Genomic DNA, 21,889 nt, shown 5'->3' on the forward strand with positions numbered 1-21,889 from the left:
AATTGAGCCTCGACTGAAGTGAAACAATGTCAACGTTTGCATCCTACGAGCAGCGTCGAGTATCGTTAGTGGGTTCGACGGTTTCAGGAGTCCGTTGTCGTCAACGGTTCGAAACCGGGCGGTCCCACTCTTTGTGCGAAGAACAACGTGATGAGCCAAAGAGTGACAACCGTCGGAGAATCGCAGGACGACGGCGAGAAGACTTTTGAGACGAGCGAGGAATCTCTCGACAGAGATGTCAATCCAGCCGCTCGATGTCCTCGGCGGGGTCATGTTCCTCGCCGGTCTCGCGGTCGTGACCGGCGTGGTCGCGTCCGCGGTCGCCCCGGGGCAGCGCCTCGGCGTCGGTGCCTCGCTCATGGTGCTCGGAACGGCCGCCGTCGCCGGGCCGCGTATGTATCAAAAAGCCCTCGAAACGACGAACTAACCGGCATCGACCCCCGGCCGACCCGTGTTTCAGGCCGTCGGGTCGAGTTTGCGGTCGCGGCCGCGGAGTTACCGTCGCTTCTTTCGGTACCAGAACCGACAGCCGACGGGCGACTCGCCGGCGTCGACATCGAGCCGGCGGAGAAACAGGTCGCGGACCGCGAGGGTGACGACCAGTTCGACTGAATCGTCTCCCTCGCGTCCGTTCCGGGCCGGGCGCGCGCGGACCACCCAGTGACCGTCGCGTTCGGCGACCGACTCGACGACGCCCTCGGTCCAGCGGTCGCGGTCGTGGGTCGGTTCCCTCGCGTGGATTCTGTCGTGAACCATCGCTTACGCCGCCCTCACGGCCGTACCGGTAACTGCACCCCGAGTGGTTGCGTTCCTGTCGGCCTCGCGTTGTTCGGTCTCGTTCGTCCGCTGGACGACGTAGCGCTGGCCGACCATCGGGTCCAGGAGACTGTCGACGGGCGCGCGGTCGTCGGTGAGAAGCGGCACGTCGCCGGTAGGTTCGTCGTTCCGGTAGGACGTGAGTTCGGCCGCGAGGTCGATGCCGATGTCGCGGCGCTGGTTGCGCGCCTGTAGCTCCTCGGCCGTCACGAGCGTCTCGTCTTTCGTCGCCACGACCTCGATGTTCTGGACGACGACGCTCCCCGCGGTGGGGAAGCTGTACACCCGCGGGTAGACCGACCGCATCGTCTTGTACTCCGCGCGGTAGAACTGCGAAGCCGGGCCGCTCGGCGCGGAGATGACGTTGGCGAACAGGACGCCGTCCTCGTCGAGGCGGTCCGCGGTGAGCTGCATGAACTCCTGGGTCGTCAGTTGGAACGGGACCTTGTCCTTCCGGTAGGCGTCGAGGACGATGAGGTCGTACGTCCGGTTCGTCTCCCGGAGGTACTGCCGGCCGTCCATCGTGTGGACGTTGAGCCGCGGCGACTCCTCGACGCCGAAGTACTCCTCGGCGACGGAGACGACTTCGGGGTCGAGTTCGACCACGTCGACCGTCACGTTCGGGTACTTCTCCAAGAACACGCGCGGGCCGGTGAACCCGCCGCCGCCGACGAACAACACGCGGTCGATGTCGTCGGACAAGAGGAAGGGGACGTGGAAGTACGAGGTGTAGTCGAAGACGTGCCGCGTCGGGTCGTCGAGGTCCATCGCGCTGTGGGGCTGGCCGTCGAGGTAGAGCGTCCGCGTCCCGCCCGCGTCGGCGACGCGAAGCTCTTGGTAGGCGGTCTGGGTGTGGTAGACGGTGGCTCCGCGGGAGTCGAGGCCGATGCCGCCGGTCAGAGACGCGAGGACGAGGACGGCGGCGATACCGACGCTCCAGACCGCCTCGTCGCGGCCGATGTCGGGGCGGGCGAGCGCGAGCGCCGTCACGACCGAGATGAGTCCGAAGACGAGCCCGATGTTGGTGACGCTCAGAGAGGGGATGAGAAAGTACGTGGTAGCGAACGCGCCGATGATGCTGCCGACGGTGCCGACGGCGTAGACGTGGCCCGACGCCGCGCCCACGTCGGACCGCCCGGAGAGTTCGGCCGCGTAGGGGCTGATGAAGCCGAGGAAGTACGTCGGCGGCCCGAACAGGAGCGTAATCGCCGGGAGCGACGCGAATCGGCTCGGGAGAGGGAGGCTCGTCGTCGACTGGATGAACAGGTCGCCGAGGAGGATGACGCCCGCGATGTACGCCGCGGTGCCGATGAAAACGCGGACGAGAGCGCCGTTCGAGGCCTCTGCGGCCCGCTGCCCGCCGCGGTGGTAGCCGAGACTCAGCGCCGCGAGGAAGACGCCGATGATGCTTCCCCACGTGTAGATGCTGCTGCCGAACTCGGGGGCGACCATCCGACCGGCGAGAATCTCCAAACCCATGCTCGTGACCCCGGAGACGAACACGGCGAGTTCGGGACGCGTCATCCGGAGCCACGAGCCGGCGGCGGTCGATGCCATGTCAGTATGCCAAGGGGCGCGGCCGTATTAATTCACGCACGGCGGCGAGTCGGACGACGCGTGCGGGTGTTCGGCCCCGCCGCCGCTGCGGCGCGCTCGCGCGAACCTTCTTATCTGATAACGGAGCCAGCCCGTCCCGTGTCCTCCCTCGTCGCCGCGTCCGACCTCGCCCGCGCCGCGTACTGTCCGCGACAACTCTACTACGCCCGCCGCGACGACGACCGAGCGCCGCCGCCCGCGGTCCGCGAGGTTCGCTCGCTCGCCTTCGCGTACCCCGACCTGCTCGACGGCCCCGCCGACGAACTCGCGACGCGACCGATTTCGGTGTCGGCGTCGGCGTACCGCGAGAACCTCGTTCGACTCCGCGAGCGCGACGACTGGGACGCGCTCACCGACCCCGTCGCCCGTGACGTGTTCCTCGCGGGGAAAGACTGCCGCGGCATCGCGCACAAACTCGTGCGGTCGCCCGGCGACGACCAGCCGCCCGTTCCTTCACTCGTCTCGCCGGGCGAACCGCCCGAGCGCGGCGTCTGGGAACCCCAGCGCGTCCGGGCCGTCGCGCTGGCGAAGGCGCTCGCGTGGGAGCGCGAAACATCGATACCGCGGGCGCTGGTCGAGTATCCGGCGGTCGGCGTCGTGCGGACGGTCAGGCTCACCACGGGGAACAAGGCGGCCTACCGCCGGGCGCTCCGCATCGCCCGCGACCTCGACTTCGTCCCGTCGCGGTTGCGGAACTCCGCGAAGTGCGAGTCGTGCGCCTACCGGGAGCGGTGCGGCGTGAAAACGTGGTCGTTGGCGTCGCTACTCGGTCGGTGAGGTGGGGCTCAGCCGGTGAGGTTAGGCTCGTCGCCGCGGCGGCGACGCCGCCTGCTACGCGTCGCCTCGTTGGCACGCCCGTCGGGCTACGCGTCGGCGGCGTGTTCGTCTAACCACGCCTCGATGTCGTCGGCCATCGCGCCGCGGCGGTGGACGACGCCGCGGCCGGGGTCGACGACGGTGCTCTCGGTGCCGGACGTCGTCCCGCCGTCGAGAACGACGGCGACCGCCTCCCGAATCTCGTCGGAGAGCTGCGAGGGGTGCGTGATGCTCCCGGTACCGGAGCGGTTGGCGCTGGTCGCGGTGACGGGCGTCCCGGACGCGCGAAAGAGGGCGAGCGCGAGTTCGTGGTCGGGGACGCGGACGCCGACGCGCTCTTTCCCGGCGACGAGTGCGTCCGGCAGACTGTCGCGTCGTTCCACGACGACCGTCACCGGCCCGGGGAGGAACCGGCGCATAAACGCCTCCTCGCGGTCGTCGGCGACGACGTGCTCCAGCGCGGCGTCCACGTCGGGGAAGCCGGCGGAAAGCGGTTTGTCTCGGTCGCGGCTCTTGATGTCGAAGACGCGTTCGACCGCGTCGGCGTTCGTCGCGTCCGCGCCCATGCCGTAGACCGTCTCGGTCGGGTAGACGACCGCCTCGCCGCGGCGGATGGAGGCGGCGGCACGCTGTACGTCGTCGTCGCTCATGGACGAACGGACGGGCAACGGGCGAAAAAGCGTGACGAAACGGCGATTCCGTGCGGGGCACGCGGGTCGGTACGGGCGGGGCCGAGGGCTCGGCCCGCGTGCGTCGCTTCGAGCGGCGGGACTTACAGGCCGGCGAGCGCGTCAGCGAGTTCCTCGTAGTCCGGGAAATCCGGCCACTCGGCGGCGACCCAGCGGTACTGGACCGTCCGCTCCTCGTCGAGGAGGAACACGGCGGGGCGGTGTTCGGTGACGCCGGCCATCCCGTCGAGGTCGTGTTCGAGGTCGTAGTCGGCCGCGACGTCGGCCGCGGGGTCAGAGAACAGTCGGGCGTCCACGTCGCGTTCTTCGAGGAACGCCTTGTGCTCGTAGGGCGACGAGATTGAGACGCCGACCGCCTGCACGTCCTCCGGGACGCCGCGGTCGCGGAGTTCGTTCCAGACGTACGTCGCCGGGAACGCGCCCGCCATCGTGTGGAACACGAGGAGGACGGGGCCGTCGTCGGTGAGGTCCGAGAGGGACGCGTCCTCCCAGAACTCGTCGTTGACGAGCGGGCGGGTGAAGTCCGGGGCGGTGTCGCCCGTCGCCGGCGCGTCGTGGTCGGGGAGGTCGACGACGTCGAAGTCGACCATCAGGCACCCTCCCCGTAGGTGTTTTCGAGGTACTCGACGATGTTCGCCGACTCGGACATCGTGACGCCGGTGTTGTCGTCCACGATGGCCGGGACCGAGCGCTTGCCCGAGACGCGCTTGACGACGTTCCGGTCGGAATGCATCGGCTCGACGAACCGCGACTGGTAGGCGAGGCCCTGGTCGTCGAGCGTGCGGACGACCCGCTCGCAGTACGGGCACGCCTGCAGTCGGTACAGCGTAATCGCCGGTTGCTCGTCTGCCATGGGCGGCTGTTGGGAAGAGCGTCGCCTAAGCCCTTCGCTCGCGGGCATCCGCGCCGCAATATCGGTTCGCCGTCGGTTCGCCGACCGGACCAGCGAGGGCGGACGAGACGCCGACCGAGAGGGGATCGAGGGCAACTCTTAATTCCGGTCCCGCGCAAGACAGTGTAGTTACATGGGTTTGCCGCCGCTACAGTTACCACCAGCCACGACACTCGCGGCCGCACAGGTCTCGAACATTCCGCTGGACGACACGACGATAACGGTCCTCGGCGTGATCGGAATCATCGTCCTGATCGGCCTCTCGGCGTTCTTCTCCTCGTCCGAGATTGCGATGTTCTCGCTCGCAAAACACCGCGTCGACTCGATGGTCGAAGACGGTGTACCGGGCGCGGAGCGGGTGAAAGCGCTCAAGGACGACCCGCACCGGCTTCTCGTGACCATTCTGGTCGGAAACAACATCGCGAACATCGCGATGTCTTCGATATCGACCGGGCTGCTCGTCTTCGTCGGCTTCCAACAGGGAGAGGCGGTCGCAATCGCGACGTTCGGGATTACGGCGATCGTCCTGCTGTTCGGCGAGAGCGCGCCGAAGTCCTACGCGGTCGAAAACACCGAGTCGTGGTCCCTCCGCATCGCGCGGCCCCTGAAATACGCCGAGCTGCTGTTGCTCCCGCTCGTCGTCTTCTTCGACTACCTGACCCGCGTCATCAACAAGGTCACCGGCGGTCAGACCGCCATCGAGACGACCTACGTCACCCGCGACGAGATTCAGAACCTCATCGAGACGGGCGAGCGCGAGGGCGTCATCGAGGAGGAAGAACGCGAGATGCTCGACCGCATCTTCCGGTTCAATTCGACGATCGCGAAGGAGGTCATGACCCCGCGCCTCGACATGACCGCCGTCCCGAAGGACGCAACCATCGACGAGGCCATCGAGACGTGCGTGCAGGCCGACCACGAGCGAGTCCCCGTGTACGACGGTAACCTCGACAACATCATCGGTATCGTCAACATCCGGAACCTCGTCCGCGAGAAGTACTACGGCGAACGCGGCGTCGGCATCGCCGACATCGTCTCGCCGACGCTCCACGTGCCCGAGTCGAAGAACGTCGACGAACTCATGGCCGAGATGCAAGATACGCGGATGCAGATGGTCGTCGTCATCGACGAGTTCGGGACCACGGAGGGGCTCATCACCCTCGAAGACATGGTCGAGGAAATCGTCGGCGACATCCTCGAAGGCGACGAGGAAGAGCCGTTCGAGTCGGTCGACGAGAACACCTACCTCGTCCGCGGCGAGGTCAACATCGACGAGGTCAACGAGATGCTCGACATCGAACTCCCCGAGGGCGAGGAGTTCGAGACGCTCGCCGGCTTCATCTTCAACCGCGCCGGTCGTCTCGTCGAGGAAGGCGAGGAAATCAGCTACAACGACATCGTCATCCGCATCGAGCAGGTCGACAACACGCGCATCATGAAAGCGCGCATCCGGACCAACTCAGGCATCGAAGCCGCCGACGGCAACGGCGACGACGAGAACGGCGGCGACGAGGAAGCGGAAGTCGAGCCCGACACCTGACCGGTCCGACCCGACCGAGCCCAATTCGTCCCGACCTCGACCGAACTCGTTTTCGAACCGTCGTCGACGCGACTCACCCGAGCAGCGTAAACGAGAGAACCACGAGCGCCAGCGACGCCAACGCGAGGAACGCCAATCCGGTCACGTCGGCGGTGCCGTCGCCGAGGCGTCGCGCCCGCCCGCGGAAGCGAATCGCCAGCGCGAACGCGCCGAGTCCGACGGCTCCGAAGGCGAACCCGCGGAGCGAGATGCCGGTCACGACCGCCATCGCGACGTGGTAGACGCCGAAGACGGCCCAGAGGGCAGAAACGAGGGTGGCGAGCGCGACGCGGAATCCACGAACGTTCACAGACCGAGTACGCTCGACACGAGCGTAAAGACGCCGTAGCCCAGCCCGAACGCGAGCGCGAGCGAACCGACCCACGCGAGGACCGTGTACAGCATCTTCCGCCGGGAGACGCCCGACCCGCCGGCGGCGTAGCCGGAGCCGATGATGGCGCTGACGATGATCTCGTTGAACGACACGGGAACGCCGAGGGCGACGGCGGTCTGGGCGATAGCGAACGAGGGAATCATCGCCGCGATGGAGCGCCGCGGCCCGAGCGAGGAGTAGTCCTGCGCGAGCGCCTTAATCATGCGCGGCGCACCGGTCCACGACCCAGCGAGGAGACCCACTCCGCCGCCGACGAGGAGCGCCGGGAGCGGGACCGCGACCACGTCCAGCAGGGGAACGAGCGGCCCAATAGCGAGGCCGACCTGACTGCCGCCCGCCGAGAAGGCCACGAGGCCGCCGAGGACGAGCAGGAATCGCCGCTGACCGCGGGTCTTGTCGGTCGTCACCCAGCGACCGACGACCGCGGCCGCGACGAGCGCGACGAAAAGGGAGGCGGCGACGAACCAGACCGTCTCGCCGAGGCCGACGAGGCCGGCCGCCTCGACTGCAGCGGCCCGGGCGACCGAGGCCGAGCCCGCCGCGCCGCCCAGCCCCGCGAACTCCATGTTGGCGACGAGCAGCCCGACGATTCCGGCGAGCGCAGGGACGGTCCACTGCTCGGAGACGCCGTCGGCGCGGAGGAGTCGGGCGGTCGCGTACGACGCCCCACCGCCGACGAAGGGGGTGAGCACCCACAGCGAAACGATTTGCTGGTACTTCGCCCACGCGGGGTCGCCGCCCATTGCGAGGCCGACGCCGACGACCGCGCCGGTGACGGTGAAGGCGGTGGCGATTGGGTAGCCGGCGAAGACGCCGAGCGCGACGAGCACCGCCGCGGTGATGAGCGCGACGACCGCGGCCCCCGCGGTCAGCGTGACGCCGCCGATGAGTTCGGTACCGACGGCGTTGGTGACGTTGGCGCCCTGCAGGAACGCTCCGGCGAACCCGAGCAGCCCGACGATGAAGCCCGCGCGCATCACCGAGATGGCGTTGGCTCCGACCGCGGGCGCAAAGGGCGTCGAACCCGACGACCCCGCGCCGATGGCCCACGCCATGAACAGGCTGGCGAGGGCGGCGACGACGAACGTGGCGAGCGTCGCGGCGGCTACCACGGGGCGACACCTCGGCGGTCGTCGGCGTCGGCTGTTGTCCCGTCCATCAGCGGCGGCGCGCCTCGTCGTACCCCTCGCTCAGGCCGAGGAGCGTCCGACGGACGAGGAGATACCCGAAGAAGACGAAGAGCAACAACGCGACGAGCAGCCCGACGAACACGGGATCCCCCGCGAGAAAGTCGACGAGGCCGTCTACGACCAAAGGGTCGGTCATGTGGATGGGTTCGGCGGGCACGAGGTATAGCAATTTCGGCGACGGGTCGTGAAAGAATACGAACACTCATGGGAAAACGCGAGTAACGCCGATTTGATGGCCGACCTCATCCCCTCCAGCCCGGGCGACCCGGACGACAACCGGGACGACCGAGATCCCAAGGTTATCGGCCTCGACAGCGACGAGGCGGACGACCTGCTCGGAGCCATCTCCTCGTCGACCGCCCGGTCGGTCCTCGCGTCGCTCCACGAGTCGCCGGCGACGCCCTCCGACCTCGCCACCGAGGTCGACACGTCCCTCCAGAACGTCCAGTACCACCTCGGGAACCTCTCGGAAGCGGGCCTCATCGAGGTCGCGGACACGAGGTACTCCGAGAAGGGTCGCGAGATGAAGGTGTACACCCCCGCGGACCGGGCGCTCGTCGTCGTCGCCGGGCGCGAGGACGAGACGAAGGGACTGAAAGGCGCGCTCACGCGCCTCATCGGCGGAGTCGGCGTCCTCGGCATCGGCGCGGCCGTGGTAAATCGGCTCGCTCGAACCGGGTCGGTGCTCCCGTTCGGCTTCGGTACCTCGGCCGGCGGTGCGGACGGCGCTGGCGGTTCCGAAGCCGGCCAAAGCGGCGGGTCGGGAGGCGATCTCAACGCGACCTATCAGGCCGATTCGGCCACGACGACGACGGCGACCGAGGCGACCACGACAGCGGATTCGACGACGCAGACGGCGACTGAGACCGCGACGACGACCGACGGCGGCGGCGGGTTCAGCATCGCCGAGGCGACCACGACGGCGGATTCGACGACGCAGACCGCGGAGGCGACCCGGACCGCGGCCGAGACGACGCGGACGGTGACGGAAGCCACGCAGACCGCCGCGGAGACCGCGACCGCGACGCCGACGCCGACGGCGGTTCCGGACACGACGGCCGCACAGACGGTCACGGAGACCGCGGCGCAGTTCACGAGCGGGTCGGGGGGGCTCGCCGAGACTATCGGGTCGCTCTCGCCGGGGACGCTGTTCTTCCTCGGGGGGCTGACCGTGCTTCTCGCGTGGGTCGCGGTGGGCGTGCTGCGTGACTAAAACGGTTGTTTGAGCTTACGGTGCGTATTTGATACCGTCACCCGTAGGAGTGAGTACGAGGTCGCGCGTGGCCCCCCAACGGCGACGGGACTGCCATCCGTGCCCCTGCCCCTCACCCCGTCGTCTCGCGTGGCCTCGGACTGTCCCCAACAGGCTTCCCGGCCTGTTCCCGCTGATTCTTCCGGCCCTCCGCCGGACCCCACTGTATTACTCGTCAGGGACGATACGGAACGTCTCGAAGGTGTCGCCGTCGACGGTGACGAGTCGCCCGCGGAGCCCGCCGTCCGGCAGTTCCTCCAGTTCCGCGTGCGCCTTGCGGTTGCCTCGCGGTTGGGCGTGACTCCCCGGGTTGAGGAGCGGAATCGGCCCGGTGCCGTCGAAGCCCGGCCGGTGGCTGTGGCCGAAGATGACCGCGTCGGCCCCGCGCTCGCGGCCGAACATCGAAAGCGCGGTGTTCCCGCCGCGTCGGGTGTGAGTCACCGCGAACTCGACGCCGCCGTAGGTGACGTTCCGCGCGACTGGAATCCGGTCGCGAATCTCGGAGCCGTCGTTGTTGCCGTAGACCGCGAGGAAGGCGTCGGCCTCGTCGATGAACGCGTCGAGGACGGACTCGCGCATGAAGTCGCCCGCGTGGACGACGAGGTCCGCCTCGCGGACCGCGTCGAGGGTTCGGTTCGTCAGTCGATGGCCGTCCGTGCTGTGGGTGTCGGAGACGACAACGAGCATGCGCCGGGGTAAGCGCCGGAGGGATTGAAACCTACCGGCTGCGGCGTCGGTGTCGGCGTCGCCGCCGCGGTCGGCGAGCGGTGTCCCGGTTCCTCGTCGGTAGCTCTATCCGAGCGGGGGGAGTGGCCCACGATATGGCAGGCAGTACGTCCGTCGTCGTCGCCGCGCTCTTCGCGAACGGGGCGATTGCGATTCTCAAGTTCCTCGGCTATCTCGCGACCGGGAGTCCCTCCATGCTCTCCGAAACGTATCACTCCATCTCCGACACCGGTAACCAGGTGTTCCTCCTCATCGGCATCCGCGACAGCAAGCGCGACGAGACGCAGTCGCACCCCTTCGGCTACGGGAAATCACAGTTCTTCTACTCGTTTCTCGTCTCCGTGATGCTGTTCGGTATCGCCGGTTGGGAGTCGGCCAAGCACGGCTACGACGCCCTGATGCACCCCGGCCACGGCGGTGGCGGAGAGGCGCTCTTCTTGCTCGGCTTCGAAATCGAGCCCGTGTTGATCAACGTCGCCATCCTCCTCGGCGCAATCGCCTTCGAGAGCTACGCGTTCCTGAAGGCGAACGCCGAACTCCGCCGGCAGATGGAGGAGTACGAGTGGAGCGGTCTCGTGGAGGCGTTCCGGGAGACGAGCGACGTGACGACGCTCACGGCGTTCACGGAGGACACCGTCGCCCTCGTCGGCGCGATGCTCGCGCTCGTCGGCATCGGCCTCACCGAACTCACGGGTAACGAGCTGTTCGACGCCGGTGCGGCGCTCCTCATCGGGATACTGCTCATGGGCTTCGCAATCGCGCTCGCGTGGGAGAACAAGCGCCTCCTCATCGGCGAGAGCGTCCCCATGGACGAAGAACAGGCCCTCCGCAACATCGTTAAAAACGACCCGCGGGTCGTCCACATCGACCACTTCCGCGCGAGCTACGTCGGCCCCGAGAAACTCCTCGTCGCCCTCGACGTGAGCTTCGACCCCGAACTCGACACCGAGGAGATAGACGACCACATCAGCGAAATCGAGACCGAACTCAAGGCGGCCGACGAACGGGTCCACTTCGTCTACATCGAACCCGAACTGTAGATGGACCCCGCACAGGTCGTTCCCTCGGTCATGTTCGTCGCCGCCGGCGGCTACCTGTACAGGCGACCGATGTCCGCGAGGAGCCTGGTTTCGCCCCGGGAGTGGACGGAGGCACCAGCGAAGGCGGAGGTACTCCAACGGCGGCTGGGGAAGGCGGTGGGTGTCGCACTCGCCCTCGGTGGCGTGCTGTGGTTCGTCGTCGCGCTCGCGACCGGCTGAGGCTCCTCATCGCGACTCGACCGCGTCGGCGACGAGTTCGACCGCCGTCTCCACGTCCTCCTGCGAGACGTTCAGGTTCGTCGTGAACCGGGTGTGATACTCGCCGAACGTGCCGCCGAGGATATCCACACCCTCACACAGACTCACAAACTCCTCGGCCGTCAGCCCCGCGCCCGCGGAGTCGACGACGACGATGTTCGTATCGGGCGTCGGCACCGACAGGCCGGCGACGGCGTCGAGACCCTCGGCGAGGACGCGGGCGTTCTCGTGGTCGTCGGCGAGGCGGTCGATATTGTCGAGCGCGACGAGCCCCGGCGCGGCGATGAGACCGGCCTGTCGCATGCCGCCGCCGAACTGCTTTCTGACGCGGACGGCGTCCTCGATGAACGCCTCGGAACCGGCGAGCATCGAGCCAACGGGTGCACCGAGCCCCTTCGAGAGACAGAACATCACCGTATCGACGCCCTCGACCATCGCCTTCGGGTCCTCGTCGAGGGCGACGCAGGCGTTGAACAGGCGCGCGCCGTCGAGGTGAACCGGAATCCCGAGGTCGCGGGCGGCGTCGGCCGCGGCGTCGACGTCGGCTTTCGGAACCGCGACGCCGCCGCGGGCGTTGTGGGTGTTTTCGAGGCACAGGACGCCCGTGCCGGCGACGTGCAGCGACTCCTCGCGGGCGTGGTCGCGGACCTGCTCGGGCGTCGGCGCGGCGCGCTCGCCGGCGTCGTAGGCGCGGACCTGCAGCCCCGACAGTTGGGCGAAGCCGCCGACCTCCCACTTGTAGACGTGTGCCTTCGCGTCCACGAGCGCCTCCTGACCGGGGTCGGCGTGGACGCGGGCGGCGATTTGGTTGCCCATCGTCCCCGACGGCACGAACAGCGCGGCCTCCTTGCCGACCAACTCGGCGGCGCGCGCTTCGAGTTCGTTCACGGTCGGGTCGTCGCCGTACACGTCGTCGCCGACGTCGGCGTCCCGGGCGGCCTCGCGCATCTCGTCGGACGGGAGCGTGACGGTGTCGCTTCGGAGGTCTATCATGCGCGGAGAGACCGCGCCGACGGAGAAATAAACGGTGGTCCGCGTGGCGTTCCCCGTCCGCCGGCGCAATATTTGCGCTTCGAAAGGTGTTTGCCCCGGGGACACACACGACGCGGTATGGACCCGCGCATCCGCGAGCACGCACAGACCATCGTCGACCACTCCACGAGCGTCGAGGCCGGCGACAACGTCGTCATCTCCGCGCCCTCGGTGGCCGAGGACCTCGTCACGGCCGTCCACGAACTGCTCGGCGACCGCGGCGCGAACGTCGTCGCGATGGACGCGAACCCGCGCTTTACCCGCGCGTTCCTCCGCGCCGGCGACGACGACTACGAGACGCCCGAGCACGTGCTGGCGCTCTACGAGGAGACGGACGTCATCATCCGCGTCCGCGGCGAGACGAACGCCACCGAGCAGAGCGACGTGCCGCCGGAGACGAACGCCGCGTACAAGCGGGCGTACAAGCCCGTGCAAGGCGAGATGCTCTCGAAGCGCTGGTGTCTCACCCAGTACCCCGCGAAAGGGAGCGCCCAGCTCGCCGGCATGAGCACAGAGGCTTACGAGAACTTCGTCTACGACGCCGTCACCCTCGACTGGGACGCGCAGGGCGAACTCCAACAGCAGTTAGTCGACATCCTCAACGACGGCGACGAGGTCCGCATCAAGTCGGGCGACGAGACCGACGTGACGATGAGCATCGCCGGCAACACGGCCATCAACGACACGGCCGAGCACAACCTCCCCGGCGGCGAAGTGTTCACCGCGCCAGTGAAGGACTCCGTGAACGGCGAGGTCTACTTCGACCTGCCGCTGTACCGACAGGGCCGCGAGGTCTCCGGCGTCCGCGTCCGCTTCGAGGACGGCGAGGTCGTCGACTACTCCGCCGAGGGGAACGAGGAGGTCTTAGACGGCGTGTTCGACACCGACGAGGGCGCGCGCTACCTCGGCGAACTCGGTATCGGCATGAACCGCAGCATCGACCAGTTCACCTACAACATGCTGTTCGACGAGAAGATGGGCGACACCGTCCACATGGCCGTCGGCTCGGCGTACCCCGAGACGGTCGGCGCGGACAACGAACTCAACGAGAGCGCCGAGCACGTCGACATGATCGTCGACATGTCCGAGGAGTCGGTCATCGAGGTCGACGGCGAGGTCGTCCAGCGGAACGGCACGTTCGTCTTCGAAGACGAGTTCTGACCGGGTCGACCGCGCACCGTCCTGTTCGCGGACAACTCGCAACATTTCGTCTCCGGTTTATCGGCCGGAGAATCGCTCGTCGTCGTCGGATTTTCCAGTCGAAACGGGAGCCTTCGAACAGTCGCCGAAATCGACACCGAGACGCGGGGACAGATTCGGTCTGTCTCGACCGAAGTCCGCGGGTTCTCCAGTCGAAGCGGTGCCCTTCCGTCTATAGACAGACGTGTGACAACAATACACAGACCCCAGTAGGTTTATTTCGAATAGTCGATGAACACGAACCGATGCCAGCGGTCCAGTGCCGAGAGTGTGGACGCGACGTGGCGGTCCACGAGATAGAGACCACGACGAAAACGACGCCCGACGGCTTCGACACGAGGTATCGGTGTCCCTACTGCAAGTCGGAGATGCGAGACGTGAAAACGCGAATCGTCTGACGGCGTTACTGGTCGAGGTCGAGTTCGAACTGCTCGTTTTCGGTGACGGCGTTGAGCACGACCGAGGTGTTGGACTCGCGGATGTCCGCGTCCGTGAGCAGTTTCTTGATCTGCGTGTTCATGCCGTCGGTGTCACGGAACTTGCCGATGGCGATGATGTCGTAGTCGCCGGTGACCTCGTACACCGAAATCATCTGTTTTTCGGCGCGGAGGCGCTCCGTGATTTCGGGGAGCGCAGAGCCCTCGACTTTGAGCTGAATGACGGCGGTTACGTCGTAGCCGAGCGCGTCGTAGTTGACGCGGGGGGTGTAGCCCTCGATGACGCCTTCGTCTTCGAGGTCTCGCAGGTGATTCGAGACGGTCGTGACCGACACGTCGAGTTCTTCGGCGAGGCTTCGCAGGCTCGCCCGGCCGTCGCCGAGGAGTGCGTTGATGAGCTTCGCGTCGAGGTTTTCGTACGTCATTACATCTACACACCGTCCCGGGGGATTAGAATTTTACGAATATCCAATTCTGTGGCGAGGTGCGGGGAATTGCATTAAGCGGAAAGGTCTTTATAGTGCGGGTGTTCGAATCGCGTGTTCAGGAAAATGACGGAAGACAACGCACTCACCGACGGCGGCCTGAGCGACGAGGCACAGGCAGTCATCGACGAGATCGAAGAGAAGAATGTCGACTTCCTCCGACTCCAGTTCACCGACATTCTCGGAACGGTCAAAAACGTCTCCATCCCGGCCTCGCAGGCCGAAAAGGCGTTCACCGAAGGCATCTATTTCGACGGTTCCTCCATCGACGGCTTCGTGCGCATCCAGGAGTCCGACATGCGCCTCGAACCCGACCCGTCCACGTTCGCCGTCCTCCCGTGGCGGAAGAAGGAAAACAGCGCCGCCGCGCGCCTCATCTGTGACGTCTTCAACACCTCCACCGGCGAGCCGTTCAGCGGCGACCCGCGTGGCGTCCTCAAGCGCGCTATCAAGCGCGCAGAAGAGATGGGCTACGACGTGAACGCTGCCCCCGAACCGGAGTTCTTCCTGTTCGAAGAAGACGAAGACGGCCGCGCGACGACCGTCACGAACGACGCCGGCGGCTACTTCGACCTCGCGCCGAAGGACCTCGCGTCCGACGTGCGCCGCGACATCATCTACGGACTCGAGAGCATGGGCTTCGACATCGAAGCCTCGCACCACGAGGTCGCCGAGGGCCAGCACGAGATCAACTTCACGTACGACGACGCCCTCTCGACGGCCGACAACGTCGCAACCTTCCGGTCCGTCGTTCGCGCCATCGCGGCCGAACACGACCTCCACGCGACGTTCATGCCCAAGCCCATCGCCCGCATCAACGGCTCGGGTATGCACACGCACATCTCGCTGTTCCAGGACGGCGAGAACGCGTTCCACGACGGCGACGACGAGTTCGACCTGAGCGAGACTGCGAAGCAGTTCACTGCGGGTATCCTCGACCACGCGCCTGCCGTGACGGCAGTGTGTGACCCGACGGTGAACTCCTACAAACGCCTCGTCCCCGGCTACGAAGCGCCGGTCTACATCGCGTGGTCCGACCGCAACCGCTCGGCGCTCATCCGCAAGCCGGCCGCCCGCACGCCGGCCGCCTCGCGCATCGAGGCCCGCTTCCCCGACCCGTCCTGTAACCCGTACCTCGCGCTCGCCGCGCTCCTCCACGCCGGTCTCGATGGCATCGAGAAAGGTCTCGAGTGCCCCGACCCGGTCCGCGAGAACATCTACGAGTTCGACGAGGAAAAGCGCGAAGAATACGGCATCGAGACGCTCCCGAAGGACCTCGGTGCTGCCGTCGACGCCCTCGAAGAGGACGAAGTCATCCAGGAGGCCCTGGGCGACCACGTCTACGAGAAGTTCGTCGAAGCCAAGCGCTCCGAGTTCAAGGACTACCTCGTCTCGGTCTCCCAGTGGGAACTCGACCGGTACCTCGAGACGTTCTAACCGTCGCGCACGCCTCACACCGATTTTTCTTTTGCGACCGCTCGCCGGAGAGCGGCAGCGCCGCGCCGAGACCGAACGCGAGCCGTCGTTGCCGCGGTGGCCGAGCCGCGACCGGACTCGCGAAGCTCGTTGGGTTGTGAGCGGTCGCGGAACCGGTGCAGTCCGAAAAGGGAAGCGCCAGCCTCGCGTCGGCCGTCGGCGTCGCCCGAGTCAGTCGGCGCGCTGGGTCGCCCCGTCGCCGAGCCCGATTCGGCCCTGTAACTTCGGCGCGACGAGGATGAACGCGACCACCGCCCCGGTGGCGAGCACCGTCACCGGGACCGAGGCGTCGGCCACGTCGACGCCGACCCAGAGGCCGCCCGCGCCGAGGAATGCGACGAGCGCCACCGGCGGCGACAGCGTCGGCAGCGACTCGTGGTCGGCGAGTCGCGCCCAGCCGACGAGGCCGCCGAGCGACCCGCCGAGGGCCGCCGCGGCGTTTTCCGTGTGTCCGGGGACGCCCGTGGCGAACACCACCGCGAGCGCGAGAACGCTCAGGCCGGCCGCGATAGCGAACAGCCGCGCCGGCTCGAGGTGGCCGGCCGCGTCGGGGTCGTCCGCGGCGGCGACCGAAAAGACCGTCTTCAGAAAGACCAGGCCGAGGAGGACGCCGACGACGATGTCGACGCCGTAGTGGACGCCGAGGAAAATCCGCGAGAGCGAGACGGTGGCGACGACGACCGCCGCGGCGACGAGCCGGCGGCGGCGGTTCCACACGTCGAGAAGCGAGACCGCGGCCCCGTAGACGACGGTCGTCCCGAGGGCGTGGCCGCTCGGGAAGCCGAAGCCGTCGTCGGTGGTAAACGACACGAACAGGTCCGAGAGCGGCGACGGCCACGCGGGGGCATCGGCGACGGCCGCGGTCGGCGGTCGCGGCAGGGCGAAGCCGACTTTCAGCGCGGTGACGAGCGCCAGCGACCCGAGCGCGAGGCCGACGAAGGCGGCCGCGGTTCGCCGTGGACGGGCCGTGATTCGTGGGCGACAGAGCCAGTACAGCGACGTGAACGCGACGAAGAAGAACCACTGGTCGCCGAGTTGGGTGACGAGACCGAACAGGAAGACGAGCGCATCCGGCGCGTCCGCGAGCGCTAGCTCGCCGAACCCGCGAGTCTGAAGCGCGAGTGCAGACCGGAACATCTCAGCCGCGGCGTTCGCGGACCGCGTCGACGGCGCGGCCGGGGAGGCCGAGCGCGTTCAGGCCGATGCCGAAGATGACGAACAGGACGTAGAGCCCGAGCGTCGACAGGAAGATGATGAGCATGGCGACGACCGCGATGAGGTCCGACTGGAGGTAGTAGAACGCGCCGAGCGTGAGGACGACGCCGTAGCCGAGCACGAGGTAGGGTCCCCAACCGCGAGCCTTGCCGCGGCGCATCCGACGGCGGACGTAGCGCTTCAACTCGGCTTCGAGCTTGGGCTTTTCGACCGTCCGGTCCGTCACGTCGTCCTCGAACGCGTCGAGGTCGGCGCGGAGTTCCTCGACCTGCGATTCCAGCTCCTCGATGTCGGGAGCGCCGCGCGGGGAGACGGACGCGCCGGTCTCCGCGTCGCCGGCGTCCTCCGTCCGCGGCCCATCGGTGTCACCTCGGTCGTCGCTCATATCCGTACGAGCGTCATGTCGGCCTCCCGTATGTTGTACCTGCCGGTCCACTCCGGGCGGTCCCCCCGGCGGGTCACGCGGTTCCGCGGGCAGCGCGTCGCCGCCGACCCCCGCGAGGACCGCGTTGACGACCGCGCCCGAAAGCAGGATGAGCCCCGAGAAGTAGAACCACGTCACGAGCAACAGGAGCGTCCCGAGCGCGCCCGCGACCGACGCGCCGGCCACCGACGCGTACACCCCGAACCCGATTCCGAGAACGGTCCAGCCGACGGCCGCGAAGACGGTTCCCGGAACGACCTGCCGCGGCGAGAGGTCGGCGTCGGGGAAGACGTAGTACAGCGGGAAGAACGCCGCACAGAGCGTGAGTAGCAACAGGAGCGGCGAGAGCAGTTGGAGGAACGGCACGTCGAGGAGGCCGAGTAGCGCGGTCAGCACCGCGACGCCGATGGTGCCGACGCCGATGCTGGCGAGGGCGATGGTGCCGTCTCGAAGTTGGTCGAGGAGACCGCCGGCCTCGGAGCCGTAGATGCGCGAAAACGCGATGTCGAGGCCGCGAAAGAGCTTCAGCGCGCCCCAGACCGTCAGCGCGAGGCTCACCGCTCCGACGCTACCCTGTCCGGCTCGGTCCGTGAGGGCCTCCTCGACGAGGTCCTGCCCGGTCGGGACGAGGTACCGTTCGACGAGCGTCTGGAGCTGCGCCTGCAACTCCGCGCCGCCGACCGCGGTGGCGACGACGACGCCGAGCACGAGAAGCGGAATCAGCGAGACGAGCGCGTAGTACGAGATGCTGGCCGCGAGAAACGAGATTTCCTTCTCCCGAATCGTGTCGACGACGGCCCGCGCGACGGGAACGACGGTTCGAATCTTGGCGCTCACGTATCACCAAAACGACACGGGAGACAAAGAAGCTACCCGCCGACGCGGCGGCGTGAGCCGGTTACGAGCCCCCGTCGGTCAGGCTTCGGGGTCGAGCGCGGCGGTCGCCTCGCGTATCTCCGCGACCGTCGCGTCGGTCTTGAACGCGGTGCCGTGGTAGTGCGCGGGAGTGGCGTCGTAGCCGGCGTCGCGGAGCGTTTCGAGGAAGGTCTCCATCTTCGAGGCCGAGCGCCCCCAGAGCTTACAGAGGCGGTGCTGGTCGAAGTGAGTCGGCGTGTCGAGTTCGACCGCCAGCGTGTCGAGGAGTTTGCGGGCGCGTTTCGCGGTGCCGAGATCCTCCGTCACCTCGTCGCGGACGGCCTCGGCGAACGCCGGTTCGGAGACGGGGCCGAGCCAGATGGGGCCGGCTTCGAGAATGCGGGTGGAACCGCAGTTGGCGCACGCTTCGGGCGGGTGGGCGATGAGCGAGTGCTCGGCCTCGCGGTGGAGGCAGTCCTCGCAGTGGTAGACGAAGCCGGTCGATTCGAGGAGTTCGTCGGCCTTCGTCGCCCGCTCGTCGAGTTCGAGGTACGCCCGCGCGTAGTGGCGCGTCGCGTGCGAGAGAACCGGGACGGCGGCCTTGTCGTAGCGGGCGGCGGTGCGGACCATCGCGCCGAGGAGCGTCCGAAGGCCCATCTCGGGGTGGTAGTCGGTGTTCTGCGGGAGACAGCCGTACTTCCGGATGCCGCTTTTCTGGTGTGCGCCGCACAGCGGGGCGGTGTCCGTAGCGGTGACGCAGACGAGGTCGCGAGTGTTGGCGAAGGCGGGGTCGGCGAAGGGCATCGGCGTGCCGAAGGGGTCGAGGTCGACCACGTCGAAAACGGAGTCGTACATGAGGGCGTTGGCGTTTCGGTGGACCGCCTCGCCGCCGTTGCCGGCGCGGTCGAGGTTCGACTGGGCGAGTTCGACGGCGTCGGTGTCGAGGTCGGCGCAGGTCACGTCGTAACCCTCGGCGGCGGCGCGGACGCCCCGGATTCCCGAGGCGGCCATCGCGTCGAGGTAGCTCTCGGCGCGGGGTTCGCGCTCGCGGAAGGCGCGGAGGACGGCCGCGGTGATGTCCCGGTTCAACTCCTGTGTGGGGTTGTAGAAGACATCGTCGCCGGTTCCCGCTGACGCCCCGTCGCGGGCGTCGGGAACCTCGATTTCGACGCCTCCCTCGCTCACGTGCATACCCGCAGTCGCCCGCGCGGGCGGAAACCGGTTGCGATGCGATTGTGCGCCGCGGCTGTGGCGGGCGTCCTCCCCCGCGGCATCGAATGCGTTTTCACCGCCACCGACGAAATCGGGGGCGTGGATTCGGCCGACGACTGGCGAGCGGCCCTCGAAGCGGCCGGGCGGCTCTCGCCGCAGATCGTGCAGGCCATCGTCGACGCCCACGGCGACCGGGGCGTCACGGCCATCGAGGCCGTCTCCGAGCGACGGGTGAAGCGCTACCGCGACTTCGACGTGGTCGTCGGCTACGACGACGAGTACGTGGTCGAAGACCGCGGCTGTACCTGCAAGGACTCTCAGTACAACCTCGACCCCGACGAGGGCGAGCGCTGCTGGCACGTCCTCGCGGTCGACGTGGCCGAGGCGCTCGGCGAACTCGACCACCACGACATGTGGTACTCCGACGTGCGGGAATTTCTGTAATCACACTTCTCGGCCGCGCGCCCGTCCGACCCGTCGCCGCGCCGCGGGAACGACCACAATCCTTTCCGAACCCCGCCGCGAACCTCGGGCCAACGGATGGCTGATTTCGACCTCTCTATCGACGAAAAGCGGGTGTACGCGGACAAGTCCGACAAGCAGACGGTGTACGTCGCCGCGGGCGTCGGGGTCGTGACCGTCGACGTGTCCGACGACCTCGTCGGCGGCTTCCGCGTCGACCGCCGGTGCGCCGCGCGGGACGCCGCCGGGTCGCCCGGGGAAGTCGCCGTCGCCACCGACGAGGACGTACTGCTCGTCCGGGGCGACGACTACCACGAACTCGGCTTCGGGCCCGCGACGGCCGTCGGCTTCCACCGGAATCGCGTCGTCGCCGCCGCCGACTCGGGTCGTGTCGCCCGCTTCGACGAGTCCGGGTGGACCGACCTCGGCGAAGTCGAATCGGTCCGCGCCCTCGACGGGAGCCTCGTCGCGGCCGAAGACGGCGTCTACCGCATCGGCGACGACGGTCTCTCGCACGTCGGCTTGGACGGTGTGAACGACGTGTCCGACCCCGCGGGCCGTCTCGGCGGCGACTCGGGAACCCCGCTCGCCGCGACCGACTCGGGGCTGTACGCGCTCGGCAACGGCTGGATGGACGCACTCGACGGGGCGTTTTCGGCGGTCGCGTCGATGCCGGACGGCCGCGCCCACGCGGTCGGACCGGACGGCGTCGTCGCGCGCGACGACGAGTCGGACGAGTGGAACGCCGCCCCGATTCCGCTGGACGAGACGGTCGTCGCGCTCGCCCACGACGCCCGCGCCGCCTACGCCGTCACCGACGCGGGGGGCTTCTGCGTTCGGCTGACCGGGGGCGACTGGCGGACGCAAGTGCTCGGATTGGACACCGTCGGCGTCGCGGTTCGCTGACACGCGACGCGGCTGTACGCAACGAAAAGCGGTTTTACCCCCCACGAGAGACGAACGGGTATGCTCGTACCCGGCGCATCCTCCCAGGCACTCGCGGCCGCGCTCGCCGCCGAACTCGGCGAGTCGCTCGCGGCCGTCGAGTACGACCGCTTCCCCGACGGCGAGACGCTGGCCGCCGTTCCCGACTTCGACGCCGACGCCGCCACCATCGTCGCCAGCACCGCCAGCAACGACGCCTACGTCGAACTCCTCCAACTGCAGGACGCGGTCCGCGAGGCCGGCGCGTCCGAGGTCACGACGGTCATCCCGTACATGGGCTACGCCCGACAGGACAAGGCGTTCGAGGCCGGCCACCCGGTTTCGGCCCGCGCGGTCGCCCGCGCCGTCAGCACGACGGCCGACCGCGTCGTGCTCGTCAACCCCCACGAGGACGCCGTCTCGGAGTTCTTCGACGTGCCCGTCGACATCGTCGACGCCGCCGGGCGACTCGCCGAACCACTCCCCGCGCTCGACGACCCGCTGTTTCTGTCGCCCGACTCGGGGGCCATCGGCATCGCCGAGACCGTCCGCGACGCCTACGGCGAGGGCGAGACCGACTACTTCGAGAAGGTGCGCCACTCCGGGACCGACGTCGAAATCACGCCGAGCGACGCCGACTTCGAGGGCCGCGACGTGGTCATCACCGACGACATCATCGCCACCGGGTCGACCATGAGCGAGGCCGTCGCCGTCCTCGCAGACGGTGGCGCGAAGCGCGTCTTCTGTGCGACCGTCCACCCGCTTCTCGCCCGCAACGCCCGCACGAAACTCGCGCGCGCCGGTATCGAACGCGTCGTCGGCACCGACACCATCGAGCGCGACGTGAGCGAGGTATCTGTGGCCCCCGTTCTCGCCGACGAACTCGAACGGTAACATATCACACAGTCTCTCGAAACGG

The 21,889-nt window shown here is 67.9% G+C and carries 26 protein-coding genes; 12 read left to right on the forward strand and 14 right to left on the reverse strand.

Annotated features, from left to right (window positions below):
• The first annotated feature begins 235 nt into the window (after positions 1-235).
• On the forward strand, positions 236-427 hold the full coding sequence (locus C5B91_RS13070; RefSeq protein WP_004973703.1) for a hypothetical protein: 192 nt from the start codon (positions 236-238) through the stop codon (positions 425-427).
• A gap of 68 nt (positions 428-495) precedes the next feature.
• On the opposite strand, the gene C5B91_RS13075 is transcribed toward C5B91_RS13070, so the two are convergent.
• Positions 496-756: a hypothetical protein gene (locus tag C5B91_RS13075; protein ID WP_115819819.1), complete on the reverse strand. Its 261-nt coding sequence runs from the start codon at positions 754-756 to the stop codon at positions 496-498.
• 3 nt (positions 757-759) lie between these two features.
• Complete coding sequence (locus tag C5B91_RS13080; protein WP_008091377.1) at positions 760-2,373, reverse strand: spermidine synthase; 1,614 nt, start codon at positions 2,371-2,373, stop codon at positions 760-762.
• A 138-nt stretch (positions 2,374-2,511) separates the two neighbouring features.
• Here C5B91_RS13080 and C5B91_RS13085 point away from each other — a divergent pair, with 138 nt between their 5' ends.
• Positions 2,512-3,189: a hypothetical protein gene (locus C5B91_RS13085; RefSeq protein WP_115819820.1), complete on the forward strand. Its 678-nt coding sequence runs from the start codon at positions 2,512-2,514 to the stop codon at positions 3,187-3,189.
• 86 nt (positions 3,190-3,275) lie between these two features.
• Here the strand turns inward: C5B91_RS13085 and C5B91_RS13090 are convergent, their stop codons facing one another.
• The 3 genes from C5B91_RS13090 to C5B91_RS13100 form a co-directional block, all read right to left on the reverse strand.
• The gene (locus tag C5B91_RS13090; RefSeq protein WP_115819821.1) at positions 3,276-3,878 is read right to left on the reverse strand and encodes an L-threonylcarbamoyladenylate synthase; all 603 of its coding nucleotides are present in this window, start codon (positions 3,876-3,878) and stop codon (positions 3,276-3,278) included.
• Positions 3,879-4,000: 122 nt separating this feature from the next.
• A complete protein-coding gene (locus C5B91_RS13095; RefSeq protein ID WP_008091372.1) occupies positions 4,001-4,507 on the reverse strand; it encodes a redoxin domain-containing protein in 507 nt (168 codons plus the stop codon).
• Positions 4,507-4,770, reverse strand: coding sequence for a glutathione S-transferase N-terminal domain-containing protein (locus C5B91_RS13100; protein WP_004973724.1), 264 nt, complete (start codon positions 4,768-4,770; stop codon positions 4,507-4,509). The genes C5B91_RS13095 and C5B91_RS13100 overlap by 1 nt, the downstream gene beginning before the upstream one ends.
• Positions 4,771-4,942: 172 nt before the next feature.
• Here C5B91_RS13100 and C5B91_RS13105 point away from each other — a divergent pair, with 172 nt between their 5' ends.
• Positions 4,943-6,349: a hemolysin family protein gene (locus tag C5B91_RS13105; RefSeq protein ID WP_008091368.1), complete on the forward strand. Its 1,407-nt coding sequence runs from the start codon at positions 4,943-4,945 to the stop codon at positions 6,347-6,349.
• A 73-nt stretch (positions 6,350-6,422) separates the two neighbouring features.
• Here C5B91_RS13105 and C5B91_RS13110 read toward each other — a convergent pair whose 3' ends face one another.
• From C5B91_RS13110 to C5B91_RS22460, 3 genes are read right to left on the reverse strand one after another with little or no spacing between them, the layout of a single operon-like run.
• Positions 6,423-6,698 carry a hypothetical protein gene (locus C5B91_RS13110; protein ID WP_008091365.1) on the reverse strand — a complete coding sequence of 92 codons (276 nt, stop codon included), beginning with the start codon at positions 6,696-6,698 and terminating at the stop codon, positions 6,423-6,425.
• Positions 6,695-7,894, reverse strand: coding sequence for an inorganic phosphate transporter (locus tag C5B91_RS13115; RefSeq protein WP_008091362.1), 1,200 nt, complete (start codon positions 7,892-7,894; stop codon positions 6,695-6,697). Before C5B91_RS13115 ends, C5B91_RS13110 begins: the two co-directional genes overlap by 4 nt.
• 46 nt (positions 7,895-7,940) lie before the next feature.
• The gene (locus C5B91_RS22460) at positions 7,941-8,108 is read right to left on the reverse strand and encodes a hypothetical protein (protein ID WP_162832761.1); all 168 of its coding nucleotides are present in this window, start codon (positions 8,106-8,108) and stop codon (positions 7,941-7,943) included.
• A 96-nt stretch (positions 8,109-8,204) separates the two neighbouring features.
• On the opposite strand from C5B91_RS22460, the gene C5B91_RS13125 reads away from it, so the two are divergent.
• Positions 8,205-9,185 carry a winged helix-turn-helix domain-containing protein gene (locus C5B91_RS13125; RefSeq protein WP_115819823.1) on the forward strand — a complete coding sequence of 327 codons (981 nt, stop codon included), beginning with the start codon at positions 8,205-8,207 and terminating at the stop codon, positions 9,183-9,185.
• A 207-nt stretch (positions 9,186-9,392) separates the two neighbouring features.
• Here C5B91_RS13125 and C5B91_RS13130 read toward each other — a convergent pair whose 3' ends face one another.
• Positions 9,393-9,911 (reverse strand): metallophosphoesterase, encoded by a 519-nt coding sequence (locus C5B91_RS13130; protein WP_008091355.1) that lies wholly within the window; start codon positions 9,909-9,911, stop codon positions 9,393-9,395.
• 134 nt (positions 9,912-10,045) lie between these two features.
• On the opposite strand from C5B91_RS13130, the gene C5B91_RS13135 reads away from it, so the two are divergent.
• Together C5B91_RS13135 and C5B91_RS13140 are read left to right on the forward strand one after the other, a co-directional pair.
• Entirely contained in the window at positions 10,046-10,990 is a 945-nt protein-coding gene (locus C5B91_RS13135) for a cation diffusion facilitator family transporter (protein ID WP_008091352.1), read from the forward strand.
• Positions 10,991-11,209 (forward strand): hypothetical protein, encoded by a 219-nt coding sequence (locus C5B91_RS13140; RefSeq protein ID WP_115819824.1) that lies wholly within the window; start codon positions 10,991-10,993, stop codon positions 11,207-11,209.
• Positions 11,210-11,215: 6 nt separating this feature from the next.
• On the opposite strand, the gene C5B91_RS13145 is transcribed toward C5B91_RS13140, so the two are convergent.
• Positions 11,216-12,241 carry a low specificity L-threonine aldolase gene (locus C5B91_RS13145; protein ID WP_049913341.1) on the reverse strand — a complete coding sequence of 342 codons (1,026 nt, stop codon included), beginning with the start codon at positions 12,239-12,241 and terminating at the stop codon, positions 11,216-11,218.
• 117 nt (positions 12,242-12,358) lie between these two features.
• Between C5B91_RS13145 and C5B91_RS13150 the strand changes: the two genes are divergently transcribed.
• A complete protein-coding gene (locus C5B91_RS13150; protein ID WP_008091345.1) occupies positions 12,359-13,441 on the forward strand; it encodes an aminopeptidase in 1,083 nt (360 codons plus the stop codon).
• Positions 13,442-13,725: 284 nt separating this feature from the next.
• Entirely contained in the window at positions 13,726-13,878 is a 153-nt protein-coding gene (locus C5B91_RS22465; protein WP_004045356.1) for a hypothetical protein, read from the forward strand.
• A gap of 5 nt (positions 13,879-13,883) precedes the next feature.
• Here the strand turns inward: C5B91_RS22465 and lrp are convergent, their stop codons facing one another.
• Entirely contained in the window at positions 13,884-14,342 is a 459-nt protein-coding gene (gene lrp, locus C5B91_RS13155; protein WP_008091341.1) for an HTH-type transcriptional regulator Lrp, read from the reverse strand.
• 126 nt (positions 14,343-14,468) lie between these two features.
• Here lrp and glnA point away from each other — a divergent pair, with 126 nt between their 5' ends.
• Positions 14,469-15,839 (forward strand): type I glutamate--ammonia ligase, encoded by a 1,371-nt coding sequence (gene glnA / locus C5B91_RS13160; protein ID WP_049967975.1) that lies wholly within the window; start codon positions 14,469-14,471, stop codon positions 15,837-15,839.
• 210 nt (positions 15,840-16,049) lie between these two features.
• Here glnA and C5B91_RS13165 read toward each other — a convergent pair whose 3' ends face one another.
• The 3 genes from C5B91_RS13165 to C5B91_RS13175 form a co-directional block, all read right to left on the reverse strand.
• Entirely contained in the window at positions 16,050-17,015 is a 966-nt protein-coding gene (locus C5B91_RS13165; protein ID WP_115819825.1) for a phosphatase PAP2 family protein, read from the reverse strand.
• Position 17,016: 1 nt separating this feature from the next.
• Positions 17,017-18,354: a YihY/virulence factor BrkB family protein gene (locus C5B91_RS13170; RefSeq protein ID WP_008091339.1), complete on the reverse strand. Its 1,338-nt coding sequence runs from the start codon at positions 18,352-18,354 to the stop codon at positions 17,017-17,019.
• A gap of 78 nt (positions 18,355-18,432) precedes the next feature.
• On the reverse strand, positions 18,433-19,563 hold the full coding sequence (locus C5B91_RS13175) for a tRNA (guanine(26)-N(2))-dimethyltransferase (protein ID WP_049967973.1): 1,131 nt from the start codon (positions 19,561-19,563) through the stop codon (positions 18,433-18,435).
• A 120-nt stretch (positions 19,564-19,683) separates the two neighbouring features.
• Between C5B91_RS13175 and C5B91_RS13180 the strand changes: the two genes are divergently transcribed.
• The 3 genes from C5B91_RS13180 to C5B91_RS13190 all read left to right on the forward strand — a co-directional run bounded on the left by C5B91_RS13180 (position 19,684) and on the right by C5B91_RS13190 (position 21,864).
• Positions 19,684-20,028 (forward strand): SWIM zinc finger family protein, encoded by a 345-nt coding sequence (locus C5B91_RS13180; RefSeq protein WP_049905024.1) that lies wholly within the window; start codon positions 19,684-19,686, stop codon positions 20,026-20,028.
• 96 nt (positions 20,029-20,124) lie between these two features.
• On the forward strand, positions 20,125-20,952 hold the full coding sequence (locus C5B91_RS13185) for a hypothetical protein (protein ID WP_049967972.1): 828 nt from the start codon (positions 20,125-20,127) through the stop codon (positions 20,950-20,952).
• 60 nt (positions 20,953-21,012) lie between these two features.
• Positions 21,013-21,864, forward strand: a complete 852-nt coding sequence (locus C5B91_RS13190; RefSeq protein ID WP_049967971.1) for a ribose-phosphate diphosphokinase — start codon at positions 21,013-21,015, stop codon at positions 21,862-21,864.
• The last annotated feature ends 25 nt before the right edge of the window (positions 21,865-21,889 follow it).

Source organism: Haloferax sp. Atlit-10N, from assembly GCF_003586325.1.
Taxonomy (GTDB): Archaea; Halobacteriota; Halobacteria; order Halobacteriales; family Haloferacaceae; genus Haloferax; species Haloferax prahovense.